Annotated in this window: 20 protein-coding genes and 1 riboswitch; of the genes, 14 read left to right on the forward strand and 6 right to left on the reverse strand. The window is 70.6% G+C overall.

The features are described from left to right. Nucleotides 1-110: 110 nt before the first annotated feature. Nucleotides 111-2234, reverse strand: coding sequence for a RecQ family ATP-dependent DNA helicase (locus UA74_RS08330; protein WP_449688197.1), 2124 nt, complete (start codon nt 2232-2234; stop codon nt 111-113). Nucleotides 2235-2315: 81 nt separating this feature from the next. Here UA74_RS08330 and UA74_RS08335 point away from each other — a divergent pair, with 81 nt between their 5' ends. From UA74_RS08335 to UA74_RS08380, 10 genes are all read left to right on the forward strand, one after another. Further along, nucleotides 2316-3755 carry a glutamate-5-semialdehyde dehydrogenase gene (locus UA74_RS08335; protein WP_232237675.1) on the forward strand — a complete coding sequence of 480 codons (1440 nt, stop codon included), beginning with the start codon at nt 2316-2318 and terminating at the stop codon, nt 3753-3755. Between the two features lie 162 nt (nt 3756-3917). Continuing rightward, complete coding sequence (locus UA74_RS08340; RefSeq protein ID WP_198042966.1) at nt 3918-5072, forward strand: cytochrome P450; 1155 nt, start codon at nt 3918-3920, stop codon at nt 5070-5072. A 13-nt stretch (nt 5073-5085) separates the two neighbouring features. Beyond that, the gene (locus tag UA74_RS08345; RefSeq protein WP_075739754.1) at nt 5086-5310 is read left to right on the forward strand and encodes a ferredoxin; all 225 of its coding nucleotides are present in this window, start codon (nt 5086-5088) and stop codon (nt 5308-5310) included. Nucleotides 5311-5359: 49 nt separating this feature from the next. Then, nucleotides 5360-5983, forward strand: a complete 624-nt coding sequence (gene nadD, locus UA74_RS08350; RefSeq protein ID WP_257787503.1) for a nicotinate-nucleotide adenylyltransferase — start codon at nt 5360-5362, stop codon at nt 5981-5983. A 131-nt stretch (nt 5984-6114) separates the two neighbouring features. Next, nucleotides 6115-6546 carry a ribosome silencing factor gene (gene rsfS, locus UA74_RS08355; protein WP_075739755.1) on the forward strand — a complete coding sequence of 144 codons (432 nt, stop codon included), beginning with the start codon at nt 6115-6117 and terminating at the stop codon, nt 6544-6546. After that, nucleotides 6543-7157 (forward strand): histidine phosphatase family protein, encoded by a 615-nt coding sequence (locus UA74_RS08360; protein ID WP_075739756.1) that lies wholly within the window; start codon nt 6543-6545, stop codon nt 7155-7157. Before rsfS ends, UA74_RS08360 begins: the two co-directional genes overlap by 4 nt. A 5-nt stretch (nt 7158-7162) precedes the next feature. Then, nucleotides 7163-7990 (forward strand): diglucosylglycerate octanoyltransferase, encoded by an 828-nt coding sequence (gene octT / locus UA74_RS08365; protein WP_083683960.1) that lies wholly within the window; start codon nt 7163-7165, stop codon nt 7988-7990. A gap of 3 nt (nt 7991-7993) precedes the next feature. Continuing rightward, nucleotides 7994-8854, forward strand: coding sequence for a DegV family protein (locus UA74_RS08370; protein WP_075739758.1), 861 nt, complete (start codon nt 7994-7996; stop codon nt 8852-8854). A gap of 145 nt (nt 8855-8999) precedes the next feature. Next, a complete protein-coding gene (locus tag UA74_RS08375) occupies nt 9000-9974 on the forward strand; it encodes a ComEA family DNA-binding protein (protein WP_083683023.1) in 975 nt (324 codons plus the stop codon). Next, nucleotides 9971-12340 (forward strand): ComEC/Rec2 family competence protein, encoded by a 2370-nt coding sequence (locus tag UA74_RS08380; RefSeq protein ID WP_075739759.1) that lies wholly within the window; start codon nt 9971-9973, stop codon nt 12338-12340. The genes UA74_RS08375 and UA74_RS08380 overlap by 4 nt, the downstream gene beginning before the upstream one ends. A 1336-nt stretch (nt 12341-13676) precedes the next feature. Here the strand turns inward: UA74_RS08380 and thrC are convergent. Further along, nucleotides 13677-14939: a threonine synthase gene (thrC, locus tag UA74_RS08385; protein ID WP_075739760.1), complete on the reverse strand. Its 1263-nt coding sequence runs from the start codon at nt 14937-14939 to the stop codon at nt 13677-13679. Between the two features lie 11 nt (nt 14940-14950). After that, a riboswitch (SAM riboswitch) is annotated at nt 14951-15080 on the reverse strand. A gap of 379 nt (nt 15081-15459) precedes the next feature. Between thrC and holA the strand changes: the two genes are divergently transcribed. After that, nucleotides 15460-16440 (forward strand): DNA polymerase III subunit delta, encoded by a 981-nt coding sequence (gene holA, locus UA74_RS08390; protein WP_075739761.1) that lies wholly within the window; start codon nt 15460-15462, stop codon nt 16438-16440. Between the two features lie 314 nt (nt 16441-16754). Here the strand turns inward: holA and rpsT are convergent, their stop codons facing one another. Then, complete coding sequence (rpsT, locus tag UA74_RS08395) at nt 16755-17015, reverse strand: 30S ribosomal protein S20 (protein WP_075739762.1); 261 nt, start codon at nt 17013-17015, stop codon at nt 16755-16757. A gap of 253 nt (nt 17016-17268) precedes the next feature. Here rpsT and UA74_RS08400 point away from each other — a divergent pair, with 253 nt between their 5' ends. After that, nucleotides 17269-18075, forward strand: a complete 807-nt coding sequence (locus tag UA74_RS08400; RefSeq protein ID WP_232237676.1) for a sulfite exporter TauE/SafE family protein — start codon at nt 17269-17271, stop codon at nt 18073-18075. A gap of 93 nt (nt 18076-18168) precedes the next feature. Beyond that, a complete protein-coding gene (locus tag UA74_RS08405; RefSeq protein ID WP_075739763.1) occupies nt 18169-18639 on the forward strand; it encodes a hypothetical protein in 471 nt (156 codons plus the stop codon). Between the two features lie 206 nt (nt 18640-18845). Here UA74_RS08405 and UA74_RS08410 read toward each other — a convergent pair whose 3' ends face one another. The 3 genes from UA74_RS08410 to UA74_RS08420 all read right to left on the reverse strand — a co-directional run bounded on the left by UA74_RS08410 (nt 18846) and on the right by UA74_RS08420 (nt 21487). Beyond that, nucleotides 18846-19934 carry a 3-deoxy-7-phosphoheptulonate synthase gene (locus UA74_RS08410; RefSeq protein ID WP_075764170.1) on the reverse strand — a complete coding sequence of 363 codons (1089 nt, stop codon included), beginning with the start codon at nt 19932-19934 and terminating at the stop codon, nt 18846-18848. A gap of 388 nt (nt 19935-20322) precedes the next feature. Continuing rightward, entirely contained in the window at nt 20323-20565 is a 243-nt protein-coding gene (locus UA74_RS08415) for a hypothetical protein (protein WP_075739765.1), read from the reverse strand. Between the two features lie 4 nt (nt 20566-20569). After that, the gene (locus tag UA74_RS08420; protein ID WP_075739766.1) at nt 20570-21487 is read right to left on the reverse strand and encodes an SPFH domain-containing protein; all 918 of its coding nucleotides are present in this window, start codon (nt 21485-21487) and stop codon (nt 20570-20572) included. A gap of 192 nt (nt 21488-21679) precedes the next feature. Here UA74_RS08420 and UA74_RS08425 point away from each other — a divergent pair, with 192 nt between their 5' ends. Continuing rightward, nucleotides 21680-22063, forward strand: coding sequence for a VOC family protein (locus tag UA74_RS08425; protein WP_075739767.1), 384 nt, complete (start codon nt 21680-21682; stop codon nt 22061-22063). The last annotated feature ends 70 nt before the right edge of the window (nt 22064-22133 follow it).

The following is a 22133-nucleotide window of genomic DNA, read 5'->3' on the forward strand; positions in this document are numbered from 1 at the left end:
AGCGCTGCTCTTCTGTGCGCCGCGCCGCCCGAGCCGAAGTCGGGTCGGGCGGTCTCGGTCCGCGCCGCGTGCGTCGACGCGGACGGCCACCCGTGGCGAGACGGTCGGTGTCAGCTGGTGACGGCGAGGGCGAAGGGCAGGACGGCCGGCACGCCCGCCTGGCGGAGCAGCCTCGCGGTGATCGTCATGGTCCAGCCGGTGTCCACCCGGTCGTCGATCAGCAGCACCGGTCCGTCGATCTCGGCGAGTCTGCTCACCAGCGGCTCCCGCACGGCGAAGGACTCCCACAGCCCGGCGACCCGCTGCGCACTGTTCGCTCGGCGCGGCGCCTCACCGACCACGGCGATCTCGCCGAGGACGGGAAGCCTGCCCAGCGCACCGATGCGCTCGGCGAGGCTGCGGATCAGTCGGGTCCGCGTCCGGGAGCCCACGGCGACGATTCCGACCGGGCGCCGTGCCCAGTCCCAGGCCGCCAGCACCGAGACACAGGCCGTGACGACGTCCGCAGGCACCGGTTGATCGTCACGGGCGTCGGGGGCCAGCAGCTCGCGCAGCCTGCCGCCCCACCCGATGTCGGTGAGCCTGCCCAGCGCTCTTCCCTCCGCCGCCGACTCGCCCGCGTCGATCCGGCCGGTCGCCTCGATTCCCAATGACGCCATTCCGGTGGGCCACTGTCTGCGCGTGCCGATCTCCACACCGGGCCTGCGCAGTCGCTCACCGGCCGCGGCCTGCTCGGCGGCGGACACCTCGTCGGACCAGCGTCGGCCGGTGCAGTTGTCGCACCGCCCGCAGGACGCCGCAGCCGGGTCGTCGAGCTGGGTGCGGAGGAACTCCATCCGGCAGCCGGTCGAGTCGAGGTAGGCGAGCATGGCGTGCTGCTCGGACTGCCTGGCCTGCTCGATCCGCTGATACCGCGTGGCGTCGTAGGTCCACGTCTCCCCGGTGCCCTCCCAGCCGCCGCGCACCCGACGCACCGCGCCGTCGACGTCGAGGACCTTGAGCACGACCTCCAGCCGATTCCTGGACAGTTCGACCCTGGGCTCCAGCGCCGAGGTCGACAACGGTCGGTCCGAGGCGTTCAGCACGGCGAGCACCTGTGTGACGACCGCCTCCGGGGGGAAGGCCAGGGAGGCGAAGTACCGCCAGATCTCGGCGTCCTCCCGACCCGGCAGCAACAGCACGTCCGCGCGGGCCACGCCACGCCCGGCCCGACCGATCTGCTGGTAGTAGGAGATGGGGGAGGCGGGCGCGCCCAGGTGCAGGACGAACCCGAGATCGGACTTGTCGAAGCCCATGCCCAGCGCGGAGGTGGCGATCACCGCCTTGACCCGGTTGGCCAGCAGGTCCGCCTCGATCTGCTCCCGCTCCGCCGGTTCGGTGCGACCGGTGTAGGCGACGACCTCGTGCCCGCGTTCCCGTAGGTAGGCGGCCACTTCGCCCGCGGTGGCGACGGTCAGCGTGTAGACGATGCCCGAGCCGGTGAGCCGCGGCAGGTTCTCGGCGAGCCAGGCGAGCCGGGCCTCGGCGGTCGGCAGCCGCAGCACCCCGAGGTGCAGGCTCTCGCGGTCCAGCGGTCCGCGCAGCACCAGGGTCTGCGCCTCGGCCTGCCCGAGTCCGAGCTGCTCGGTGACGTCGTGAACGACCCGGTCGTTGGCCGTCGCCGTCGTGGCCAGCACCGGAACCCCCTCCGGGAGTTCCGTGAGCAGGGTTCGCAGCCTGCGGTAGTCGGGTCGGAAGTCGTGTCCCCAGTCGGAGACGCAGTGGGCCTCGTCGACCACCAGCAGCCCGGCGCTCTCGGTCAGGGCGGGCAGCACGGTGTCTCGGAAGTCGGGGTTGTTCAGCCGTTCCGGGCTGACCAGCAGCACGTCGACCTCGCCTGCGGCCACCGAGTCCTGCACCGCCTCCCACTCGGTGACGTTGGCCGAGTTGATCGTCGCCGCGTGCACGCCCGCACGGGCCGCCGCCTCCACCTGGTTGCGCATCAGCGCCAGCAGTGGCGAGACGATGATCGTGGGGCCTTCGCCCAGTTCACGGAGCAGCGCCGTCGCCACGAAGTAGACGGCCGACTTGCCCCAGCCGGTCCGTTGCACGACGAGCGCCCGTCGGCGGTCCACCACCAGGGCACTGATCGCGGCCCACTGGTCTTCTCGCAAACGTGCCTGCGGGCCCGCCAACGCGCGCAACCGCTCCTCGGCCAGTTCTCGCAAACCCTGCTCGTCCACGGTGTCAGGCATACCGCAGAGCGCGGCCGGGCCCTCCACCGGGCGTCGAGAAGTCGCTCGATGCCCGTGCCGACGAGGCTCTACGCTGGGCAGATGACCAGCACGACGATGGGTGAGGCAGAGCGGTTCTCCGAGAAGGACGCTGTCGACGCTGCTGCGGCTGCCGCCGAGGACACCACCGCGAACGCCGGTGCCGAGGCCGCCTCCGCCGCAGGGCAGCCGGGGACCAGTCCTGCGGAGGCCCCGCCCGCCTCGCCTGCCGACGCCGATGCGGCCCTTCGTGCCGAGGTCCTCGACGCGGCCCGCCGGGCCAGGGCGGCCGCCGCCGACACGGGGCTTGTGACGAGTGCCGAGAAGGACGCGGCCCTCGTGGCGATGGCGCAGGCCTTGCTGGATCGGACCCCGGAGATCCTCGCCGCGAACGAGGCCGATCGGACGGCCGCCCGCGAGAACGACATGCCCGCGAACCTCGTGGACCGGCTGACCCTGACCGAAGAGCGCGTGGCGGCGGTCGCACAGGGGCTGCGGGACATCGCCGAGCTGCCCGACCCGGTGGGCGAGGTGGTGCGCGGCAGTGTGCTGCCCAACGGGCTGGAGCTGCGTCAGCTGCGGGTTCCGCTCGGCGTGTTGGGCATGGTCTACGAGGGCAGGCCGAACGTGACGGTCGACGCCGCCGGGCTGTCCCTGAAATCGGGCAACGCGGTCCTGCTGCGCGGGTCCTCCTCGGCGGAGCGATCCAACACCGCGCTCGTCGCGATCCTGCGTGACGTGCTGGTCGCCGCCGGGCTGCCTGCGGACGCCGTCCAGCTCCTGCCGTGCCACGACCGGGCCTCCGTCCGCCACCTGATCACCGCGCGGGGCCTGGTCGACCTGGTCATCCCGAGGGGCGGAGCGGGCCTCATCGCCGCAGTGGTCGAGCAGGCCACCGTGCCCACCGTCGAGACCGGGATCGGCAACTGCCACGTCTACGTGGACTCCTCCGCCGAACTCGACCAGGCCGTTCGCATCGTGCTGAACTCCAAGACCCGGCGTCCCAGCGTCTGCAACGCGGCCGAGACACTGCTGGTGCACCGGGCCGTCGCCGAGGACTTCCTGCCGATGATGGGGTCGAAACTGCGTGCTGCCGAGGTCGTGGTGCACGCCGACGAGTCCTCGGCCGCACTGCTCTCGGAGTCGGTGCCCGCCACGGAGGAGGACTGGGACACCGAGTACCTCTCGATGGATCTCGCGGTGAAGGTGGTCGACTCGCTGGACGAGGCGGTCGAGCACATCGCGCGGCACGGGTCGGGTCATACCGAGGCCATCGTCACCAGTGACCTTCGCGCGGCCCGTCGATTCGTCGCCAGGGTCGACGCCGCCGCCGTCGTGGTGAATGCCTCCACCGGGTTCACCGACGGCGCGGAGCTGGGCATGGGAGCCGAGATCGGCATCTCCACGCAGAAGCTGCACGCCAGGGGCCCGATGGGGCTTCCAGAGCTGACGTCGACGAAATGGGTCGTCTGGGGGGACGGGCAGGTCCGACCCAGGTCGTGACGGCCGCCGCCGGGCAGGCGGGCGCGGGGCCTCACGAAAGGGTGTATTGACCCAAGGTAGTCACCTGCTTACTTTCGGTGCTGTCATGTGGTTGGCAGACACCGTGAGTGAGGAAAGCAGCGAGTGACGATCCCCCACGAGGTCAGGTCTTACCCCTTCGAGATGAGTGAACGACTGATGCTCGACCCGCTCTACTCGGAGCTGCGCGCGACCGAGTCCGTGTGCCGAGTGAGCCTGCCCTTCGGCGAGGACGGCTGGTTGGTGACCCGGTTCGAGTACGCGAGGGTGGTGCTGGCCGATCCCCGGTTCAGCCGCGCCGCGTCGGTGGACCGTGACGAGCCGAGGCTCGGCAGGCATCAGCACAACGTCGGCATCACGACGATGGATCCGCCGCACCACACCCGCCTGCGCGGTCTGGCGGCCAAGGCGCTCACCGCCAGGCGGGTGGAGGAGTTGCGCCTGAAGACACGGGAGACGGCGCAGCGGCTCGTCGAGGATCTGGTGCGACACGATCCGCCGGTCGATCTGGTCGAGCACTTCGCCCTGCCGTTCCCGATCGCCGTGATCTGCGAGTTGATGGGCGTGCCGCCGGAGGACCGGGGTCGGCTGCGGTCCTGGGCCGAGGTGATCCTGTCCACGACAGGGGCGTCCCCCGAGGAGGTCGGGCGGCAGCGGCTCGCCATGCACGACTATCTGACCGAGCTGGTCGCGCGTCGTCGTCGCGAGCCGACCGACGACCTGCTCGGCGCGATGGTGCTGGCCAGGGACGGGGAGGACCGACTCACCGACGACGAGATGGTGCTGCTGGCTGGCGCCATCCTCACCGCAGGCCATGAGACGATCGCCACTCAGATCCCCAATTTCGTCTACGTGCTGCTCACGACGCCCAGGCTGATCGATCGAGTGCGTGCCGCCCCGGATCTCCTCGAATCCACGGTGGAGGAGCTGATGCGATCCGTACCGTTGACCACCGTCCTCGCCGCACGCTACGCACTGGAGGACGTCCGCCTCGGCGATGTCGTGATCCGCGCGGGCGATCCCGTCGTGGTGTCGCTGGCCTCGGCGAACATGGACGAGGAGGTCTTCTGCGGGGCGAGTGAGATCGATCCTGGCCGTAAGCACAACCCTCATCTGGGATTCGGGCACGGGAGTCATCACTGCATCGGTGCGCAGTTGGCGAGAATGGAGCTTCAGGTCGCGTTGGAGACGTTGCTCCGGAGGCTTCCGGGACTGCGACTCGGCGTCGAGGAGGATGCTCTCGAATGGAAGAGCGGGATGCTGGTCCGGGGGCTTCGCAGCCTGCCGGTCGGTTGGTAGGGAGGATCACGTCATGGGTCGCTGGAAGATCGACGTCAATCAGGGTGCGTGCGTCGGTTCGGGGATGTGCACGGGCACCGCGCCGGACCACTTCCGGCTCGACGGTGCTGCGGCCAGTGCCGTCGCCGAGGAGATCGACGCCCACGACGAGGTGATCGACGCGGCGGAGAGCTGCCCCGTCGAGGCGATCCTCGTGCGTGAGGCGGTGGGCGGGAAGGTCCTCGCACCGACGGACTGAGTCTCGGGTCGGCCGCCGCCTGTCAGACCGACGGGTAAGCTGCCCGCTCGTGGCCGAAACGACGGCGGTGAGCTCGGCAGCACGTCCTGCGCGTCGACGCGTCGGTGTGATGGGCGGCACCTTCGACCCGATCCACCACGGTCACCTCGTGGTCGCCAGCGAGGTGCAGGCTCGTTTCGAGCTGGACGAGGTGGTGTTCGTTCCCACCGGCAGGCCGTGGCAGAAGGACGACCAGACGATCAGCGCCGCCGAGGACCGCTATCTGATGACGGTCATCGCGACCGCCTCGAATCCTCGTTTCTCGGTCAGCCGCGTCGACATCGATCGCAGCGGCCCGACCTTCACCGTGGACACGCTCAAGGACCTCCAGCGAGCCCTCCCGGACGCCGATCTCTTCTTCATCACCGGTGCCGACGCCCTGGAGCAGATCCTGTCGTGGCGTCGGGTCGAGGAGCTGTTCGCCCTCGCTCACTTCGTCGGCGTCACCAGACCCGGCTACCAGCTGGTGGACCACCACCTGCCTGCGGGCTCGGTCACCCTGATCGAGGTTCCCGCGATGGCGATCTCCTCCACCGACTGCCGCACACGGGTGGCCGGGGGGATGCCGGTCTGGTACCTGGTGCCCGACGGAGTCGTCCAGTACATCTCCAAACGGAGCCTGTACCAGGGCTGAGACCGCCGTCGCGCGTCGTGGACGGCCGGGCCGTGTCGTCCGTGTTTCTCGGCGCGTCGACGTGCCGTGCCGCACCGGTACGCTCAGGCATTCGAGCGGGCGACGAGTGTGCCCGCCACGGAGGGAGAACTGTGGTTGCGACCGACGAGGCGCGGGAGACGGCGCTCGTCGCCGCCCGTGCGGCGGCGGACAAGAAGGCCCACGAGATCGTGGTGCTGGACGTGTCCGATCAGCTTGTCATCACCGATTGTTTCGTGATCGCCTCGGCCCCCAACGAGCGCCAGGTGTCGGCCATCGTCGACGGCATCGAGGAGAAGCTGCGGGCCGTAGGCGTCAAGCCGGTGCGCCGGGAGGGCGCCCGCGAGGGACGCTGGGTGCTGCTGGACTTCATCGACGTCGTCGTGCACGTCCAGCACGCCGAGGAACGTGCCTTCTACGGGCTGGAGCGGTTGTGGAAGGACTGTCCTCGGGTGCCGTTCGACGGCGGTGATCCGGGTGACACGGCCGGCTCGGGGGCTCAGGACGCCGATGCGGCGGCCAGCGTCGGGGACGACCAGGCGTGAGCCTGTCGCGACTAGTGCTCTGGCGGCACGGCGAGACGGACCACAACGCCACGGGCAGGCTGCAGGGACAGCTCGACACGCACCTCACCGAGAAGGGGCGTGCCCAGGCGCGGCGGGCGGCGCCCGCCCTGGTCCGTTTCGAGCCGGGCGTCGTGGTGACCTCCGATCTGCGGCGCGCCTCGGACACGGCTGCGGCGTTCCACGCCATCACCGGGATCGACACTCGGGTCGACACCCGGCTGCGGGAGACGCACATCGGTGACTGGGAGGGCCTGAGCGGCATCGAGGTCGAGGAGGGCTGGCCCGGCGGTCTGACGCGGTGGCGGGAGGACCCGCAGTGGGGCCCACCCGGCGGCGAGAGCCGGGTTCAGGTTGCGGAACGGTCGGAAGCGGTGGTCGCCGAGCTCGACGCGGAACGCACGGGGACCGCGATGCTGTGTGCGCACGGCGGGCTGATCGTCGCGCTCACCGGCAGGCTGCTCGGCCTGAGTCCGGCGCAGTGGCCGCAGCTCATCGGCATCGGCAACTGCCACTGGACGGTGTTGGAACGGCGGGCGGACGACGGTCTGCGGTGGCGACTGCGTCAGTACAACGCAGGCGTCGTCGAGTGAGTCCGGTGGACTCGGCGAGGGGAACGCTGCTGGTGCTGGGCGACTCCCTCACTTTCCACGGTCCCCGAGGCCCGCACCCGGCCGACGAGCCGGGGTTGTGGCCCAACGTCGCCTCGGCGCGGCTGGGAACGCGCGCCGAACTGGTCGCGGGCCTCGGCTGGACGGCACGGGATGCCTGGTGGGCGTTGACCCGTGACCCGAGGTGTTGGGCCGCGCTGCCGCATGCGCGGGCGGTGGTCCTGGCGGTGGGCAGTATGGACACGCTGCCCTCTCCGCTGCCGACCGTGCTGCGGGAGGGCATGCGCTATCTGCGTCCCGACGGTCTGCGACGTCGCGTCCGCGCGGGTTATCGCCGTCTGCAGCCGGGACTGGCCAGGATGCTCGGCGGGAGGCCGGTGGCGCTGCCGCCCAGGCTGACGGTCCGCTACCTGGAGGACTGCCGAGCCGCGGTCACAGCCCTCCGCCCGGACGTCACCGTGATCGGGATGCTTCCCTCGGTGCATCGGGCCGCCGAGTACGCCGGGGTCCACACCGGTCACGCCCCGGCCGTCGCTGCGGTTCGGACCTGGGGCTCGCGTACCGACACTCCGCTGCTCGACCTGCCCGCGCTGGTGACGGCGCACCTCGCCGCGGGTCTGGGCAATCCCGACGGGATGCACTGGGGCTGGCAGGCCCATCAGGACGTCGGCGTCGCCGTGGCGGAACTGCTGCTCGCGGGCGCTGCCTGCGACTCTGCCGACGGGCCCGCCGCGGAGCAGGCCGCCGACGAGGCGACCGGTGTCGATCCGGATCATGACGACCGGCAGATGCCTGCCACTCGGGTCACCAGGTAAACCGTGACCGTGGCCGTGGTGACCGACTCCACCGCCTACCTTCCGGAGGGGTTCGCGGAGCGGAGGCGTGTGCGGGTGGTGCCCCTGCACGTGCTGGTGGACGGGCGGTCGCTGCGGGACGGCGTCGACATGGGCGCAGCGGAACTGGCCGACGACCTGCGGGCGCACCGTCAGGTCACGACCTCCCGCGCGACCCCGGTCGAGTTCGCCGCCGTCTATCGCGAGCTGCTGCGCGACGGTGCGGAGGAGATCGTCTCGGTGCATCTGTCCTCGGATCTCTCCGGCACCTGGGACGCCGCCTGGTTCGCGGCCGAGGAGATCGGCTCCGATCGGGTCCATGTGATCGACTCCCGCTCCACCGGGATGGGACTCGGCTTCGCGGTCCTGGTGGCGGCCGACGCCGCGGGCGCGGGCGCGACGGGCGACGAGGTGGCGCGGGTCGCCGGGCAGACGGCCGCCCGCACCAGGACGTTCTTCTGCCTGGACACCCTCGAGTACCTGCGGCGTGGTGGTCGCATCGGCACGGCGGCGGCGTTCCTTGGCACGGCGTTGGCGGTGCGGCCCCTGCTGCACGTCGACGACGGGCGCATCGTGCCGCTGGAGAAGGTTCGCACCTCGGCGCGGGCGCTGACCAGGCTGGTCGACCACGTCGCCGAGGCGGCCGGTTCGGGGGAGACCGGTGTCGCCGTGCATCATCTCGACGCGCCGGAGCGCGCCGTGGAGCTGGCCGCGAGGATCGAGGAGCGGGTGCCCGGCTGCCGCGCCTGCCTGATCTCGGAGCTCGGCGCGGTGGTGGGCGCGCACACCGGCCCCGGCGTGCTCGGGGCCGTCGTGCTTCCCGGCGGACCCGACGGTGCAAGCTGACCCCGACCCACCGACGTTACGCCCCACGTCCGTCGCCTCGTCCTTTTCGCGTGTCGCTCCCGGCGAGTTGTCCACAGCGCTCCAGCCATCCACATCTTGATCTTGCAACCCCGCCCCGCCACCGCATCCTGCATACGGTGCCGTCATGGCTGTTTCGACGACGGCACGCAGGCCGACCTGCGCCGACCCACGACGACGGCTCGACGTCATCGTCACGGGGGACGACTGCGCGAACACTCCGGCCGTCGGCGGGAGTGCTCCCGCGCGAGGTCCCACCGGACCCGGCGCCGTAGGACGTCGTCCGGTCTCCGACGCCCCACTGGTCGCGGCGGGCGGCGGCAGACACCGCAGCGACCCCGGTCCGACCCGCATGGGACGGGCCGGGCCGCCTGCCGCGCCACGGCGGCTGGGCAGACTCGTTCGACGCTGGGTCCCGGCAGGCATCGGATCGGCCAGGCTGGACCCGGGCCGATCCGGCGCGCTCGCGGTGGGTGGTGTCGCCGTGATCGCCGTGGCCGTCGTCCTGATCGGGCTGCTCTGGCGGCCCGCTCCGACGGAGGAGCGGCTTCCCGCGCTGCCTCTCGCGGCGTCCGGTGTGTCGGCCGCGGACGGATCACCGGGGCAGTCGGCGGTGGTGTCGACGAGCGCCACGCCTGCGCCTGCGGCGGAGCTCGTGGTCAGCGTGGTCGGGCGGGTCCACGTCCCGGGCCTGGTCACCCTGACTGCTCCTGCTCGGGTGGCTGATGCGGTCGCGGCGGCGGGTGGTGCGCACCCCGATGCCGATCTCGACACGGTGAATCTCGCTCGAGCCTTGGCGGACGGCGAGCAGATCCACGTCGACGCGCCTGCTCCGCCGGGGGCCGAGGTCGATGGTGGGGTGATCGGCGGCGGGGTGGGCGGTGGAGCCGCTCAGGCATCGGCGGGGTCCGCACCGATCGATCTGAACACCGCGTCCGCCGCCCAGCTCGACGCGCTTCCCGGCGTCGGTCCGGTCACCGCGCAGGCGATCGTCGACTGGCGGGCCGCTCACGGCCGTTTCACCTCGGTCGAGGATCTGCGGGAGGTCGACGGGATCGGTCCGACGCGCTATGAACGGCTGAAAGACCTGGTGACGTCATGATGAGGCCGACGGCACGACGGGATCTCCGGCTGGTGCCCTCCGCCCTGTCAGTGTGGGCGGTGACCCTGGTCGGCATCCACGCGGGCCACCTCGCCGCAGCGTGCTTCGGCGCCCTGGCCTGTCTGGTGATGCTCGGATGCGGTCTCTGTGCCCGTCACGGGGTGCGGGTCGCACGACGCATGACGGCGGGCGTGCTGGCGGCGGGCCTGCTGACTGCTGCGGCGGCCGTCGGGGTAGGAGTCCGGGAACGCCATGCGAGTGCCCACCCGCTGCGGGAGGCCGCGGAACGAGGCGACGAGGCGCGGGTGCGGATGCAGCTCACCGACGACCCGGCTCGACTGATGACGGCGGGCTACGCGGGCGATCCAGGTGATGGGCGGCTGCTGGTTCGTGCCCGGCTGGCCGCGATGGAGCTCGACGGACAGCGTCGCGACACGCGTGGGCGACTGATCGTTCTCGCGGACGACCCCGGCTGGTCGGCGCTGCTGCCGGGCCAACAGGTGACCGCCGAGGGAGCGTTGCTGCCGCCTCGTCCCGGTGATCTGACGGTGGCGGTGCTTCGGGTACGCGGCCCGCCGCTCGACATCGGGCCGGTCTCGTGGTGGCAGAGCGCCGCAGACACGGTGCGCGGCGGTCTGCGCACGGCGGCGGAGGTGCTGCACCCTGATCCGGCGGGTCTGCTGCCCGCCTTGGTCGTCGGTGACACCGGGGGACAGTCTCCGCAGGTGGAGGAGGAGTTCCAAGCGGCAGGCCTGACTCACCTGACGGCAGTGTCCGGGGCGAACCTCGCGATCCTGTGCGGGGCGGTGCTGCTGCTCTGCCGGGCGGTGAGTCTGGGGCCGGTCCCGTCCACAGTGGCCGCAGCCGTGGCGCTGGTCGGTTTCGTCATCCTGGCTCGACCGGAGCCGAGCGTGCTTCGGGCGGCGGCGATGGGCTCGGTGACCCTGCTTGCGTTGGTGTTGGGCAGGCGGCGTTGCGCGCTGCCCGCGCTGGCAGGCACGGTGATCGCCTTGCTGTTGGTGTTGCCTGAACTGTCGACGCATCCGGGTTTCGCCTTGTCGGTGGCGGCGACAGCCGGCCTGGTGCTGTTGGCGCCCGGTTGGGCCGGGGCGTTGCGGGATCGGGGAGTGCCGATCGGTGTCGCCGAGGCCCTTGCGGTCGCGGTGGCGGCGCAGGTCGCGACGGCGCCGTTGATCGCGGGGCTGTCCGGTGAGGTGAGTCTGATCTCGATCCTGGCGAACCTCCTGGCCGCTCCCGTGGTCGCGCCCGCGACGCTGCTCGGGGTGTTGGCGGCGCTGGTCTCGCCGTTTCATCTGGGCACCGCCGAGCTGCTCGTGTATCTGGCGGGGCCGGAGGTGTGGTGGCTGATCCTGGTCGGGAGGCACGCCGCTGCCGTCCCGGCAGCCCGGATCGACTGGCCTTCAGGCGTGACGGGCGGGGTGCTGCTCACGGTGCTGGCGCTGATCCTGGTGCTGATCGTGCGCTTCCGGCGGGTCCGTGTCCTCCTGGTGGCGATGCTGTTGGTGACGGTCCTGTTCCTGTTGCCTGCCAGGCTTGTCTCGCCGGGCTGGCCGCCGAAGGACTGGGCGGTGGTGGCGTGTGACGTCGCGCAGGGCGACGCGGTCGTGCTGGCCACCGGAGAGCCGGGTCGCGTGGTCCTGGTGGACGTCGGACCGGACACCGGGGCGGTGCACGCCTGCCTCCGCGATCTGGGGGTGCGGTCGATCGCCTTGATCGTCCTGAGCCATCTTCACGCCGATCACGTCGGGGGACTCACCTCTGCGTTGACCGGCCGGGAGGTCGGGGCGATCGCTCTCGGCCCGGTACGCGTTCCCGACTGGGCGCACACCAGGGTCCGGGAATCAGCGGCAGCGGCCGACGTACCGGTGGTCGAGCTGCAGGCCGGGCGTCGACTGGCGTGGAGCGATCTCCTCCTGGAGGTGCTGGGGCCGGTGGACCCCTCATCGAGGGTCGACGCGGAATCGGGAACGGAGGTGAACGACAACTCGCTGGTGCTTCGGGCGACCACGCCGGCGGGCCGGGTGCTGTTGACCGGCGACATCGAACTCGCCGGACAGTCCGAGCTGTTGCGGTCGGGGGCAGATGTCGGCGCTGAGATCCTCAAGGTGCCGCACCACGGTTCGCGCTACACCTCACCGAGGTTTCTCGCGGCGGTCCGGCCCCGGACAGCTCTGATCAGCGTGGGAGGTGACAACCGTTACGGGCATCCGAGCGCCACGGTGGTCGAGGAGCTGTCGGCTCTAGGGGCCGTGGTGTTGCGCACCGATCGCGGCGGTGACGTGGCCGTGGTGGTTCGAGACGGTGACCAGGCCGTCGTCAGGAGAGCGGTGGAGAGCACTCCGTAGCTTGTGCCCGGCTCGGGCCGGACCCGGCAGCGTGCATCCTCTGCAGGCTGCTCCGAGGCAGTCTGCCCTGCCCACCTGCGTGAGAGAAGGGACGCCGCGTCGCTCGGCGGGTGGCTGGAAGGCAGGCGCCGCCGGAGAACAGGACGACAACGACTGGGCCTGCCCTGACGTCGTGGGCACCGACTCGGGTCGTCCCCGGACATGACGTGGCGCCGCCGGCGGGCGCCGGGCTTCGGGTACTGACACTCGACGGGCCGTACATCGGATGGCCGCCCATGCCGAGTTGGGCGGTCCCGCCATCCGGCGGGTGCCGATGCCACGGCAGAACCTGCCACCCGGCGGGCGCGCCGGGTGAGTCTTGCCTGCCGACGCGGCAGGCGGGTGGAACGAACCGCCACGGCGCAGAACCAACGGGAAGGGCGGAGGTGGAGGCGGGCGGGTGGGGAGGGGGAGGGGGAGGGAGGGAGACAACCCCGGCGGTCTCGGTCTCGGCCGCCGCCGCATTTCCGTGCGGCACGAGGCCGGTCGATGTGAGCCTGCATCTCAGCGCGGCGCCGGAGTCGGCCACGTCATGGACGGGCGATGCCGCCTGCCGCGCGCCGTTGCCAGCCGGCGCTACCCGGTGCTGGGGTACCGCTGTCCGGTTCACCTGACCGGGTCGTCGATCACGTCCGATGCCGCTGGGCCGGGGGTGTGACGGCTTGGCGTCGCCGCATACGTGGCTGCCACTCACCGAGTGGGCGTTGCCGCCGCACACACGGGCGCCGCAGATGCAGACGCCGCTCACACAGACGCGGTTTCTCGTCCCGGGCCGTCATTCGGCAGCCGACGTCCATCGCCGCGCCACGGAGAGACGCGGCGACCGACGGCAGCCGCCTGCCCCGGCGTAGCGGGGCGGCGCCGGTAGTTCAGCGGCGCCTGATGGAGCTGAACTGCGGTCCTGCTCCGGACCGGACCGAGCGACCGCGCCCGCGAATCCCGATCGCAGCGGAGACGGAGGACCGGTATTCGCCGCCGACTTCGCCTGTGGCGTCGACCCGGCACGTATTCCATGACTGCGCCCGGCCGATTCGTCCCGCCGAATCCGCCCTGGCCGAATGCGCCCGGCCCCACGTGCAGGGTCTGCTCGCCAAGCCCAGAGAGGACCGACTGGACGGCACCGCCTTAGACGCACCGCGCCGAACTGCCGTGAGGTGCCCCGACTGAAGACACTCCAGCCGGAGGACTTCGGCGGAACGGCGGGAACAGGCCTCGCCGTTAGCGCGCCGTCGGAGGGGAGACGACTGTCTGCACTCCGACGGCGCGACTGTCCGGCTTCGGCACAGGCTTCCGGTCGTCAGTACCCGAGTGCCTCGTGCACTGCCTTCGAGGAGGGCGGCACCGTGGCCTTGGGACCGACATGGTCCTGAATGGCATCGAGCGTCTTGAGCCCGTCGCCGGTGATCAGCAGTACGGTCTCGGCCTCCGGATCAAGCTTGCCCGCCTCGATGAGCTTCTTCGTCGTGGCCACGGTGACCCCGCCTGCGGTCTCGGTGAAGATCCCCTCGGTCCGGGCCAACAGGCGGATGCCCGCCACCACCTCGTCGTCGCTGACGTCCTCGATCGCTCCGCCCGTCCGCCGTACGGCGTCCAGCACGTAGGGCCCGTCGGCGGGCGCGCCGATCGCCAGCGAGCGAGCGATCGTGTCCGGACGCACCGGTTGCACCACGTCGCTGCCCGCTCGGAACGCGGCCGACACCGGCGAGCAGCCGGTCGCCTGGGCACCGAAGACGCGGTAGGGCGTGGGCTCCACCAATCCGAGCGTCCCCAGCTCCTGGAAGCCCTTGTCGACCTTCGTGAGCTGGGCCCCGGAGGCGATCGGCACGACGATCTGTTCTGGCAGCCGCCAGCCGAGTTGTTCGGCGACCTCGAAGGCGAGTGTCTTCGAGCCCTCGGCGTAATAGGGCCGCACGTTGACGTTGACGAACGCCCAGTCCTCGTGTTCGGCGGCCAGCTCGGTGGCGAGTCGATTCACGTCGTCGTAGTTGCCGTCCACGGCGATGAGCGCGCCGTCGTAGACGGCGGTCGTCAGCACTTTCGCCCGCTCCAGGGAGGAGGGGATCAGCACGATGGACCGCCAGCCCGCCCTGGCCGCCGCGGCGGCGACGGCGTTGGCGAGATTGCCGGTGGAGGGGCAGGCCAAGACCTGGAAGCCCAATTCACGGGCGGCGGCCAGTGCCACGGCGACCACGCGGTCCTTGAACGAATGGGTGGGGTTGCCGGTGTCGTCCTTGACCCACAGGTTCTTCAACCCCAGTTCGGCGGCGAGGCGATCGGCGCGAACCAGTCGGGTGAGGCCTGGCTGGGTGTTGGCGTGGTCGTCGACGTCGGCGGGCACCGGGAGAAGCCCGCGATACCGCCAGATCGATCGAGGCCCGGCCTCGATGTCCTCCCGGCGAATCCTGCCGAACTCGTAGGCCACCTCCAGCGGCCCGAAACACTCGGCGCAGGCGAACTCGGCGGCCAGCGGAGTTCGATTCCCGCATTCCCGACAGGACAGGGCGGCGGCGGGACCAAGGTCCAGCGTGGCGTTCGTGGGCGTGCGCAGGGTCGTCGTCATCGCGAGGCCTCTCCTCATCTTTCCCGCAGCGCGGGCCGGAATTGGCACCGTGATCGTCGAATGCCGCTGGACGCGGCCGGGCTGTCGACGCCGGTTGCCGGGGTTTCGCAGGGCCGGACCCTCTACCCCTCTGGATGAAGTGTTCAGTTGTGTCACCAACCCTAGGGCATCGAAACGGGTCGAAACCACCCTCTGTCCGAGGTGTGGGACCGCCGAGCCTCGGAGGTGCCCTGGGGGACGTCGAGCCGGGCCGACGAGCGGGCGGTCCGACTGACCAGGTGCAATCCCGGCTGCCGACCAGGGCAGACCCGAGCGGCGAGCACAGCGCGGCGCCGACGTCGGACATGCCACGTCCGTACCTCGGCTGTACTGCGACGAGGTCCTTCCCGACCCCGGAGGACCGCGCCGCCCCGCCGGGGTCTGCGGACCCGCTCCGACACCGAGGTCGCGGCTGGCCGGTCGCCGGCTGCCGGACTCGACTCCACGGAGGTCGGTCGGGGACCCGTGCCAGGATGAGCGGGTGAACACGCGAGTCGCCCCACCTGCTCCGGTTCAGCTCGTCCTCGGTGAGGAGGAGCTGCTCGTCGAGCGTGCGGTGCGGGCGGCGTCGGAGGCGGCGCGACAGGTCGACCCGATGACCGAGACGGTGCGGGTCAAGGCCGGCGAACTGACCCTCCCCCGGTTCACCGAGCTGGTGAGCCCGTCGCTGTTCGGGGAAGGGCGGGTCGTCGTCGTGGACGCCGCGCAGGATGCCGGACAGGAACTCGCAGAAGCGCTCGTCTCCTATCGGCCGCAGCCCGACGACGGGATCGTGCTGGTCGTGGTCCATTCCGGCGGTGGTCGGGCCAAACTCGCGAAGCAGCTTCCCGCCACCCTCCGCAAGGCGGGCGCGGACGTCCGGGAGTGCGGGAAGATCACCAGAGCCGCTGAGCGGGAGAACTTCGTTCGCAACGAGGTTCGCCAGGTGGGCGGACGGATCGATCCCGGCGGGGTCACCGCCTTGGTCGAGACGGTGGGGTCGGACCTGCGAGAACTCGCCGCCGCCGCCACTCAGCTCGTCGCCGACACCGAGGGGCCGATCGACGAGGCGACGGTGCGCCGCTACCACCGGGGCCGGGCCGAGGTGACCGGGTTCGCGGTCGCGGAGAAGGCCGTGACCGGCGATCGAGCCGGTGCGCTCGAAGCGCTGCGGTGGGCACTCCAGCTCGGCGTGCCCGCCGTACTCGTCGCCGACGCCCTGGCCGACGCCGTGCGCAGCATCGCGTTGGTGCGCGGGGCGCGCAACGGCGACCCGTTCCAGCTCGCGGGGGAGTTGGGCATGCCGCCGTGGAAGATCAAGAAGGTGCGTACCCAGGTTCGCGGTTGGGAGGAGGCCGGACTCGCCGAGGCGATGCACCTGGTCGCCCGACTCAACGGCGAGGTCAAGGGGCAGGCGGCCGACGCGAGTTACGCATTGGAACGCGCGGTCTTCGGCATCATCGACGCCCGCGCCCGGCACTGACTCCGCGCCCTCGGCGACGGGCGGGTGGTCGAAGCTCGTCCGCAACGGTCTCGGCAGCCGCCTGAGCCCACAGCCGGGCCTCACTGCCGACGTTCAGCGCACCGCACTCCCGCGACGGTGCCGACACGGCCAGCGATGACACCTGTCATGGCTGTGACCAGGCCGGACGCAGAAAGGACGCCTCGGGCAACCCGAGACGTCCTTCCGATGGTGCTGAAACCTGCCCCGCGTCTTTCCGGTGCCGTGGCGGCGACTCGTTCACAGCGCCGTCGGGAACCGGAGGTCTTTGCGGGCCGAAGCCCTTCCGGGACGGCTCAGAGCTGGTTCGCGCGCTGCGCGATCGCCGACTTCTTGTTCGCGGCCTGGTTGGCGTGGATGACGCCCTTGCTCGCGGCCTTGTCCAGCTTGCGGCAGGCCTCACGGCTCAACTCGACGGCCTTGGCCTTGTCACCGGCGTCGGCGGCCTCGCGGAACTTGCGGATCGCGGTCTTGACCGAGGACTTCACCGACTTGTTCCGCAGCCGGGCCTTCTCGTTGGTCTTGATCCGCTTGACCTGTGACTTGATGTTCGCCACGCGACAACCCCTCGGTCTCGATGTGTGTTCTGTCGTGCCGCGTTCGTCGTGGCGCTGCCGGGATGACCCGTGAGCGACGAGGCTCGACGGTCGCTGGCAGCCTTCCTCCATAGCGGAATGCCACACGGCACGACGGCGAAGTCTAACAGCCCCGGATCAGGGCTTTTGTCGCCCGCCGACCTGCGAGAACGCTGTGACGATTCTCGCGCCGCGCGGCCCCTCCGGCGATGGTCGTGCTCCGTAGGCTCGACGGGTGTTCAACCCTCTCGACTGGCCTGGCTTCGCCGACGTGTCGATGGCCGCACTGCTGTTCCTGTGCGTCGCCGCGTTCGCTGCGGGCGCGGTCGATGCGATCGTCGGCGGTGGCGGGCTGATTCAGCTGCCCGCCCTGCTGCTGATCATGCCGGGTGGAGACACCTTGTTGAGCCTGGCGACGAGCAAGGTCGCCGCCTTCGCAGGCACTGCGTCTGCGGTTCCCACTTATGCGCGGCGGACTCGCATCGACTGGTGGACCGCCGTGCCGATGGCGTCGATCGCGTTCGGCGGAGCGGTCGGCGGTGCCGCGTTCGCGAATCTGCTGCCGGGGCGGGTGTTGAACGGGGTCGTGCTCTTCGCGCTGGTCGCCGTCGGGATCTACACTTGGCGCAAGCCTTCGCTCGGGTCCGTCGAGACGCCGCGCTTCGGACGGCGTGTGCAGATCCTGCTCGCCGGACTCGGCGGCATGACGATCGGCTTCTGGGATGGGCTCGCCGGGCCGGGCACCGGGTCCTTCCTGGTGTTCCTGCTGGTGGGGCTGCTGGGCTTCGCGTTCTTACACGCCTCGGCGACGGCCAAGCTGGTCAACACCGCCACCAATCTGGGGGCGCTCTGCTATTTCATCCCGGCAGGCAAGGTTCTGTGGGGGCTCGGGCTGGTGATGGCTGTGTGCAACATCGCCGGCAGCGTCTCGGGAGCGTTGCTCGCGACCAGCCGAGGCTCGACCTTCGTGCGCAAGGTCTTCCTGTCGGTGGTCGCCGCGATGGCCCTGACGCTCGGCGCTCGGCTGTTCTTCGGTACCTGACTCCCTCGCCTGTTCGTCGCCCGCTCGCATAGGTCCGGTATCGGTTCCCGCCGGGAGGTCGACAAGCGGTGCCCATGGCCAGAAGATGGCCGCGTGCAGTCTCGGCCAGACACGTCCTATACCCCGCGTCCGGTTCGTTTCCTCGGCATCGAGGAGGCAGGTGGGTGGCGGATCAAGTGCTACGGCATAGCCGAGGGCTCGCGATATCCGAGGGCCGAGTTGGTCGATGCGGGTGTCGCGCGCGCCGTCGAGGTCCTCGCGTCGGTCCGAGGCGATCAGGGCGCGCACGGTGTCGCCTACCTGATGGCCCACGACTCACGGGACCAGTGCGTGGTGTCGGTGGACTGGTGGATGCGTTCTCATGAACTGTGGCAGCGGTCGTTCCGCTCGTCGGTGGAACGGCCGGAGGAGTTCTCCGAGATCCGTGAGGTGCTGGTGGCGCAGGTGTGGGAGTTGGCCGTGATCGGGTACGAGCGCGCGGCGTGGATGCGACACGTGCTGGCGAACCGCAGCGGCCCCGATTTCGGCGCCTATCTCGACGACGCCTTCGAAGGGCTCGTCTGAGCCCTGCGGCCTTTCACGTGAGCGGCGTGGGGGAGAGGGAGACCGGAACCTGACTCCGAGCGTGCGCGGCCTGCCTGACCCCGCCGCCCAGCCGCCTCCGCGACGTCGGCTCCCGTCTCGCTCTCCCCGCGTCGCCTCTGTCCCATCCGCAACGCACGTACCCCTGATCAGCCCGATCGGCCGGGGTCGGAAGAGACCGCTCCGGGTCAGCCGCGCCTGGCCGATCGGCGCTCGGCGACGGCGGCGGCGAGCCCGCGCAGCGTCGACTCGGTCGTCTCCCAGTCCATGCAGGCGTCGGTGATGCTCTGGCCGTACTCGAGTTCCCTGCCGGGGGCCAGATCCTGGCGGCCCGCCACCAGGAAGCTCTCCAGCATCACGCCGACGACGCCGTGCTCGCCCGCCGCGAGCCGCCCGGCCACCTCGGCAGCCACGACAGGCTGCCTGCGGTGGTCCTTCCCGCTGTTGCCGTGGCTGGCGTCGATGACGGTCCGTTCGGGCAGCCCGGCGGCACGGAGCAGGGCCGTCGTCGAGGCGACGGACTCCGCATCGTGGTTGGGGCCGGCGGTGCTGCCCCGCAGCACCACATGGCAGTCGGGGTTGCCGGTGGTGCGGAGGATGGCGGCCAGCCCGCCGTCGGTGATGCCGGTGAAGACGTGGCTTGATCCGGCGGCGGCGATGGCGTCGACCGCGACCTGGACGTCTCCGTCGGTGGCGTTCTTGATGCCGATGGGCATCGACAGCCCGCTGGAGAGCTGGCGGTGCACCTGGCTCTGTGCGGTCCGTGCCCCGATAGATCCCCAGCTGACGGCGTCGGCGATGTACTGCGGCGTGATCGGGTCCAGGAACTCGCAGCCCACGGGCAGGCCGAGCTCGAGGATGTCCAGCAGGAGCCGACGGGCCAGGCGCAGCCCCTTGTTGACCTGGAAGCTGCCGTCCAGGTCGGGATCGTTGATCAGACCCTTCCACCCCAGGGTGGTGCGGGGCTTCTCGAAGTAGACCCGCATGACGATGCGCAGGTCGTCGCGAACCGTCTCCGCCAGCGCCGCGAGCCGACGCGCGTAGGCCAGGGCCGCTGCGGGATCGTGCACCGAGCACGGCCCGACGACGACGAGGAGACGGTCGTCGCGGCCCGTGAGGACGTTGATCACCTCGTCGCGGCCGTCGGTGACCACCTGCGCGGCCTGGTCGCTCAGCGGCAGTTCGTCGCGCAGCAGCGCGGGAGAGACCAGCGGTCGGATCTCGGCGATGTGTCGATCTCGAATGAGATCCGAGGTGGAGGGAAGCGTGCTGGTCATGATCGACGCCTTTCCGCAGACCGCACCCCTTGCGACATCAGAGCCGGCCTGCCGTCAGTGGGCAGTGCACGCGAGAACAGGGCGGAAGATCCCTGTTCGCCGGCTCTGGATGGGGTTGTGGTCAGCGCGTGGTCTCGCCGCCCGGCCCATCCAGGGCCGGCTCGGTAAACCACCAATAGCGCTGCACGGCGGCGATGCTACCGGACGTGCAGGACCGAGTTTGCGTGCCGGGTCGATCCACTCATCGGAGCGTCGTCGTTCCTGGTCACGGCGGGTGGGCAGCCGTGGGGGCGAGCGCGGTGTGCGCCGCGCACGTCGTGGAACGGCTGACGGTCTGCCCGAGGTGCCGTCGACGAGAGGGAGCCCGGCGGCCTGGGTGCCGCCGGGCTCACTTCTCCGGCTCTCCTTCGGGAGCAGCCTGCGGAGGTGTCTCGGTCTGTTTCTTGGGCGGCCTGCCGCGTCGGGCGGGTTTCCCTGCGTCCTTGGGCAGTCGGCCGGCCGTGGTCAACGACCGGCGGAGGAGAAACTCGATCTGCGCGTTGGCACTGCGCAGATCGTCGTTCGCCCACCGCACCAGCGCGTCGTGCACCGCCGGATCCAGACGGAGTAGGAAGCTCTTGCGGTCCGCCACGGCGTCAGTGGTACAGCGAGCCCGCGTTGACCACCGGCTGGGTGGACCGGTCGCCGCACAGGACTACGAGGAGATTGCTGACCATGGCTGCCTTCCGTTCCTCGTCGAGTTCGACGACGCCCTGTTCGGCGATCTTGTCCAATGCCATCTCCACCATGCCCACCGCGCCTTCGACGATACGAGTCCGTGCCGCCACCACCGCGCCCGCCTGCTGACGCTGCAGCATGGCCTGGGCGATCTCGGGAGCGTAGGCGAGGTGGGTGAGGCGCGATTCGATCACTCGCACGCCTGCCGACTCGACGCGCACGCCGATCTCGGTCGACAGCTGCTCGGTGATGTCCTCGGCATTCTCCCGCAACGACGTGCTCTTCGGGTCGTCGCTGTCATAGGGGTAGCTCGTCGCGATGTGTCGAACGGCGGTCTCGGTCTGGGTCTGGACGAAGCGAACGAAGCTGTCGACCTCGAACATCGCCCGCGCCGAGTCCTCCACATGCCAGACCACCACGGCGGCGATCTCGATGGGGCTGCCGTCTGCGTCGTTGACCTTGAGGACGGTCGTCTCGTGGTTGCGGATTCGGGTCGACACCTTGGTGCGGGTGGTGAGCGGATTGACCCAGCGCAGGCCGTCGTCGCGGACGGTGCCGGTGTAGCGGCCGAGGAACTGGATCACGCGCGCCTCGCGCGGCTGCACCATGATCAGGCCCGCGAGGACGATGATTCCGATGAGCAGGATTCCGACTGCGAGTCCGATGAGCAGGCCGCTCTGGTCGTTGATCCCCATGATCCCCACGGTGACGCCTGCGGCGAGCAGGATGAGACCGAGGCATGCCATGAGGCCGCCCGGCAGCACGAAGGCGCGTTGTTCGCGAACCGACGGGGCGGGCATGGCCACCTGATCGATTGCCGAGGTCGTGTTGGTCATCGTGTTCTCCTGTTGTCCTTGACTGCCCCGACTATAGCAAACTGATATCAGATTTCTACGGGGGTGGACGGACGCTCGTCTACAGCGCTGGTCGTGTCTACCCGATCATGCGACGCTGGGAGGCTCAGCGCCGGCAGGTGCAGGCTCGGACGCGGGTGCATCCGAGCGGGCGGAAGACGAGAGGGGCAGGCGATGGAGGTCTTGAGCGGTCGGATCCTCGTGCGGCCGGTGGACCGTGCTCGTACCGTCGCCTTCTATCGCGACACCCTCGGTCTTGCGATTCACCGCGAGTTCGCGGTGGGCACCGTGTTCTTCCTGGGCACCGGCCTGCTGGAAGTCTCCGGCGAAGGGGGCGGGGGTGCGAGCCCCGATCAGTCGTTGTGGCTCCAGGTCCGAGACCTGGCGGCGACGTTGGACGAACTGCGGCAGGGCGGCTTGGAGATCAAGCGGGATGCCCGCCGTGAACCCTGGGGCCTCGACGAGGCCTGGATCGAGGACCCGGACGGGATGCGGATCGTCCTGGTCGAGATTCCGCCAGACCATCCGTTGCGGCGGGACGCCCGGACGCCCGAGTAGGCCGTAGGGCAGCAGGCTCCGAGGCCTCCCTACGCCTTCTCCGGCGGTCGGGACGTCCGGCGCGATGTGA

Source organism: Actinoalloteichus fjordicus (genome assembly GCF_001941625.1).
GTDB classification, from domain to species: Bacteria; Actinomycetota; Actinomycetes; order Mycobacteriales; family Pseudonocardiaceae; genus Actinoalloteichus_A; species Actinoalloteichus_A fjordicus.

What these genes read in the sequence shown, in the direction of transcription:
- UA74_RS08330 (WP_449688197.1), bottom strand. Translation starts at nt 2,234, where the DNA reads ATGCCTGACACCGTGGACGAGCAGGGTTTGCGAGAACTGGCCGAGGAG.
- UA74_RS08425 (WP_075739767.1), top strand. Translation starts at nt 21,680, where the DNA reads ATGGAGGTCTTGAGCGGTCGGATCCTCGTGCGGCCGGTGGACCGTGCT.
- thrC (WP_075739760.1), bottom strand. Translation starts at nt 14,939, where the DNA reads ATGACGACGACCCTGCGCACGCCCACGAACGCCACGCTGGACCTTGGT.
- UA74_RS08340 (WP_198042966.1), top strand. Translation starts at nt 3,918, where the DNA reads ATGAGTGAACGACTGATGCTCGACCCGCTCTACTCGGAGCTGCGCGCG.
- UA74_RS08335 (WP_232237675.1), top strand. Translation starts at nt 2,316, where the DNA reads ATGACCAGCACGACGATGGGTGAGGCAGAGCGGTTCTCCGAGAAGGAC.
- UA74_RS08380 (WP_075739759.1), top strand. Translation starts at nt 9,971, where the DNA reads ATGATGAGGCCGACGGCACGACGGGATCTCCGGCTGGTGCCCTCCGCC.
- UA74_RS08410 (WP_075764170.1), bottom strand. Translation starts at nt 19,934, where the DNA reads ATGACCAGCACGCTTCCCTCCACCTCGGATCTCATTCGAGATCGACAC.
- UA74_RS08375 (WP_083683023.1), top strand. Translation starts at nt 9,000, where the DNA reads ATGGCTGTTTCGACGACGGCACGCAGGCCGACCTGCGCCGACCCACGA.
- UA74_RS08420 (WP_075739766.1), bottom strand. Translation starts at nt 21,487, where the DNA reads ATGACCAACACGACCTCGGCAATCGATCAGGTGGCCATGCCCGCCCCG.
- UA74_RS08345 (WP_075739754.1), top strand. Translation starts at nt 5,086, where the DNA reads ATGGGTCGCTGGAAGATCGACGTCAATCAGGGTGCGTGCGTCGGTTCG.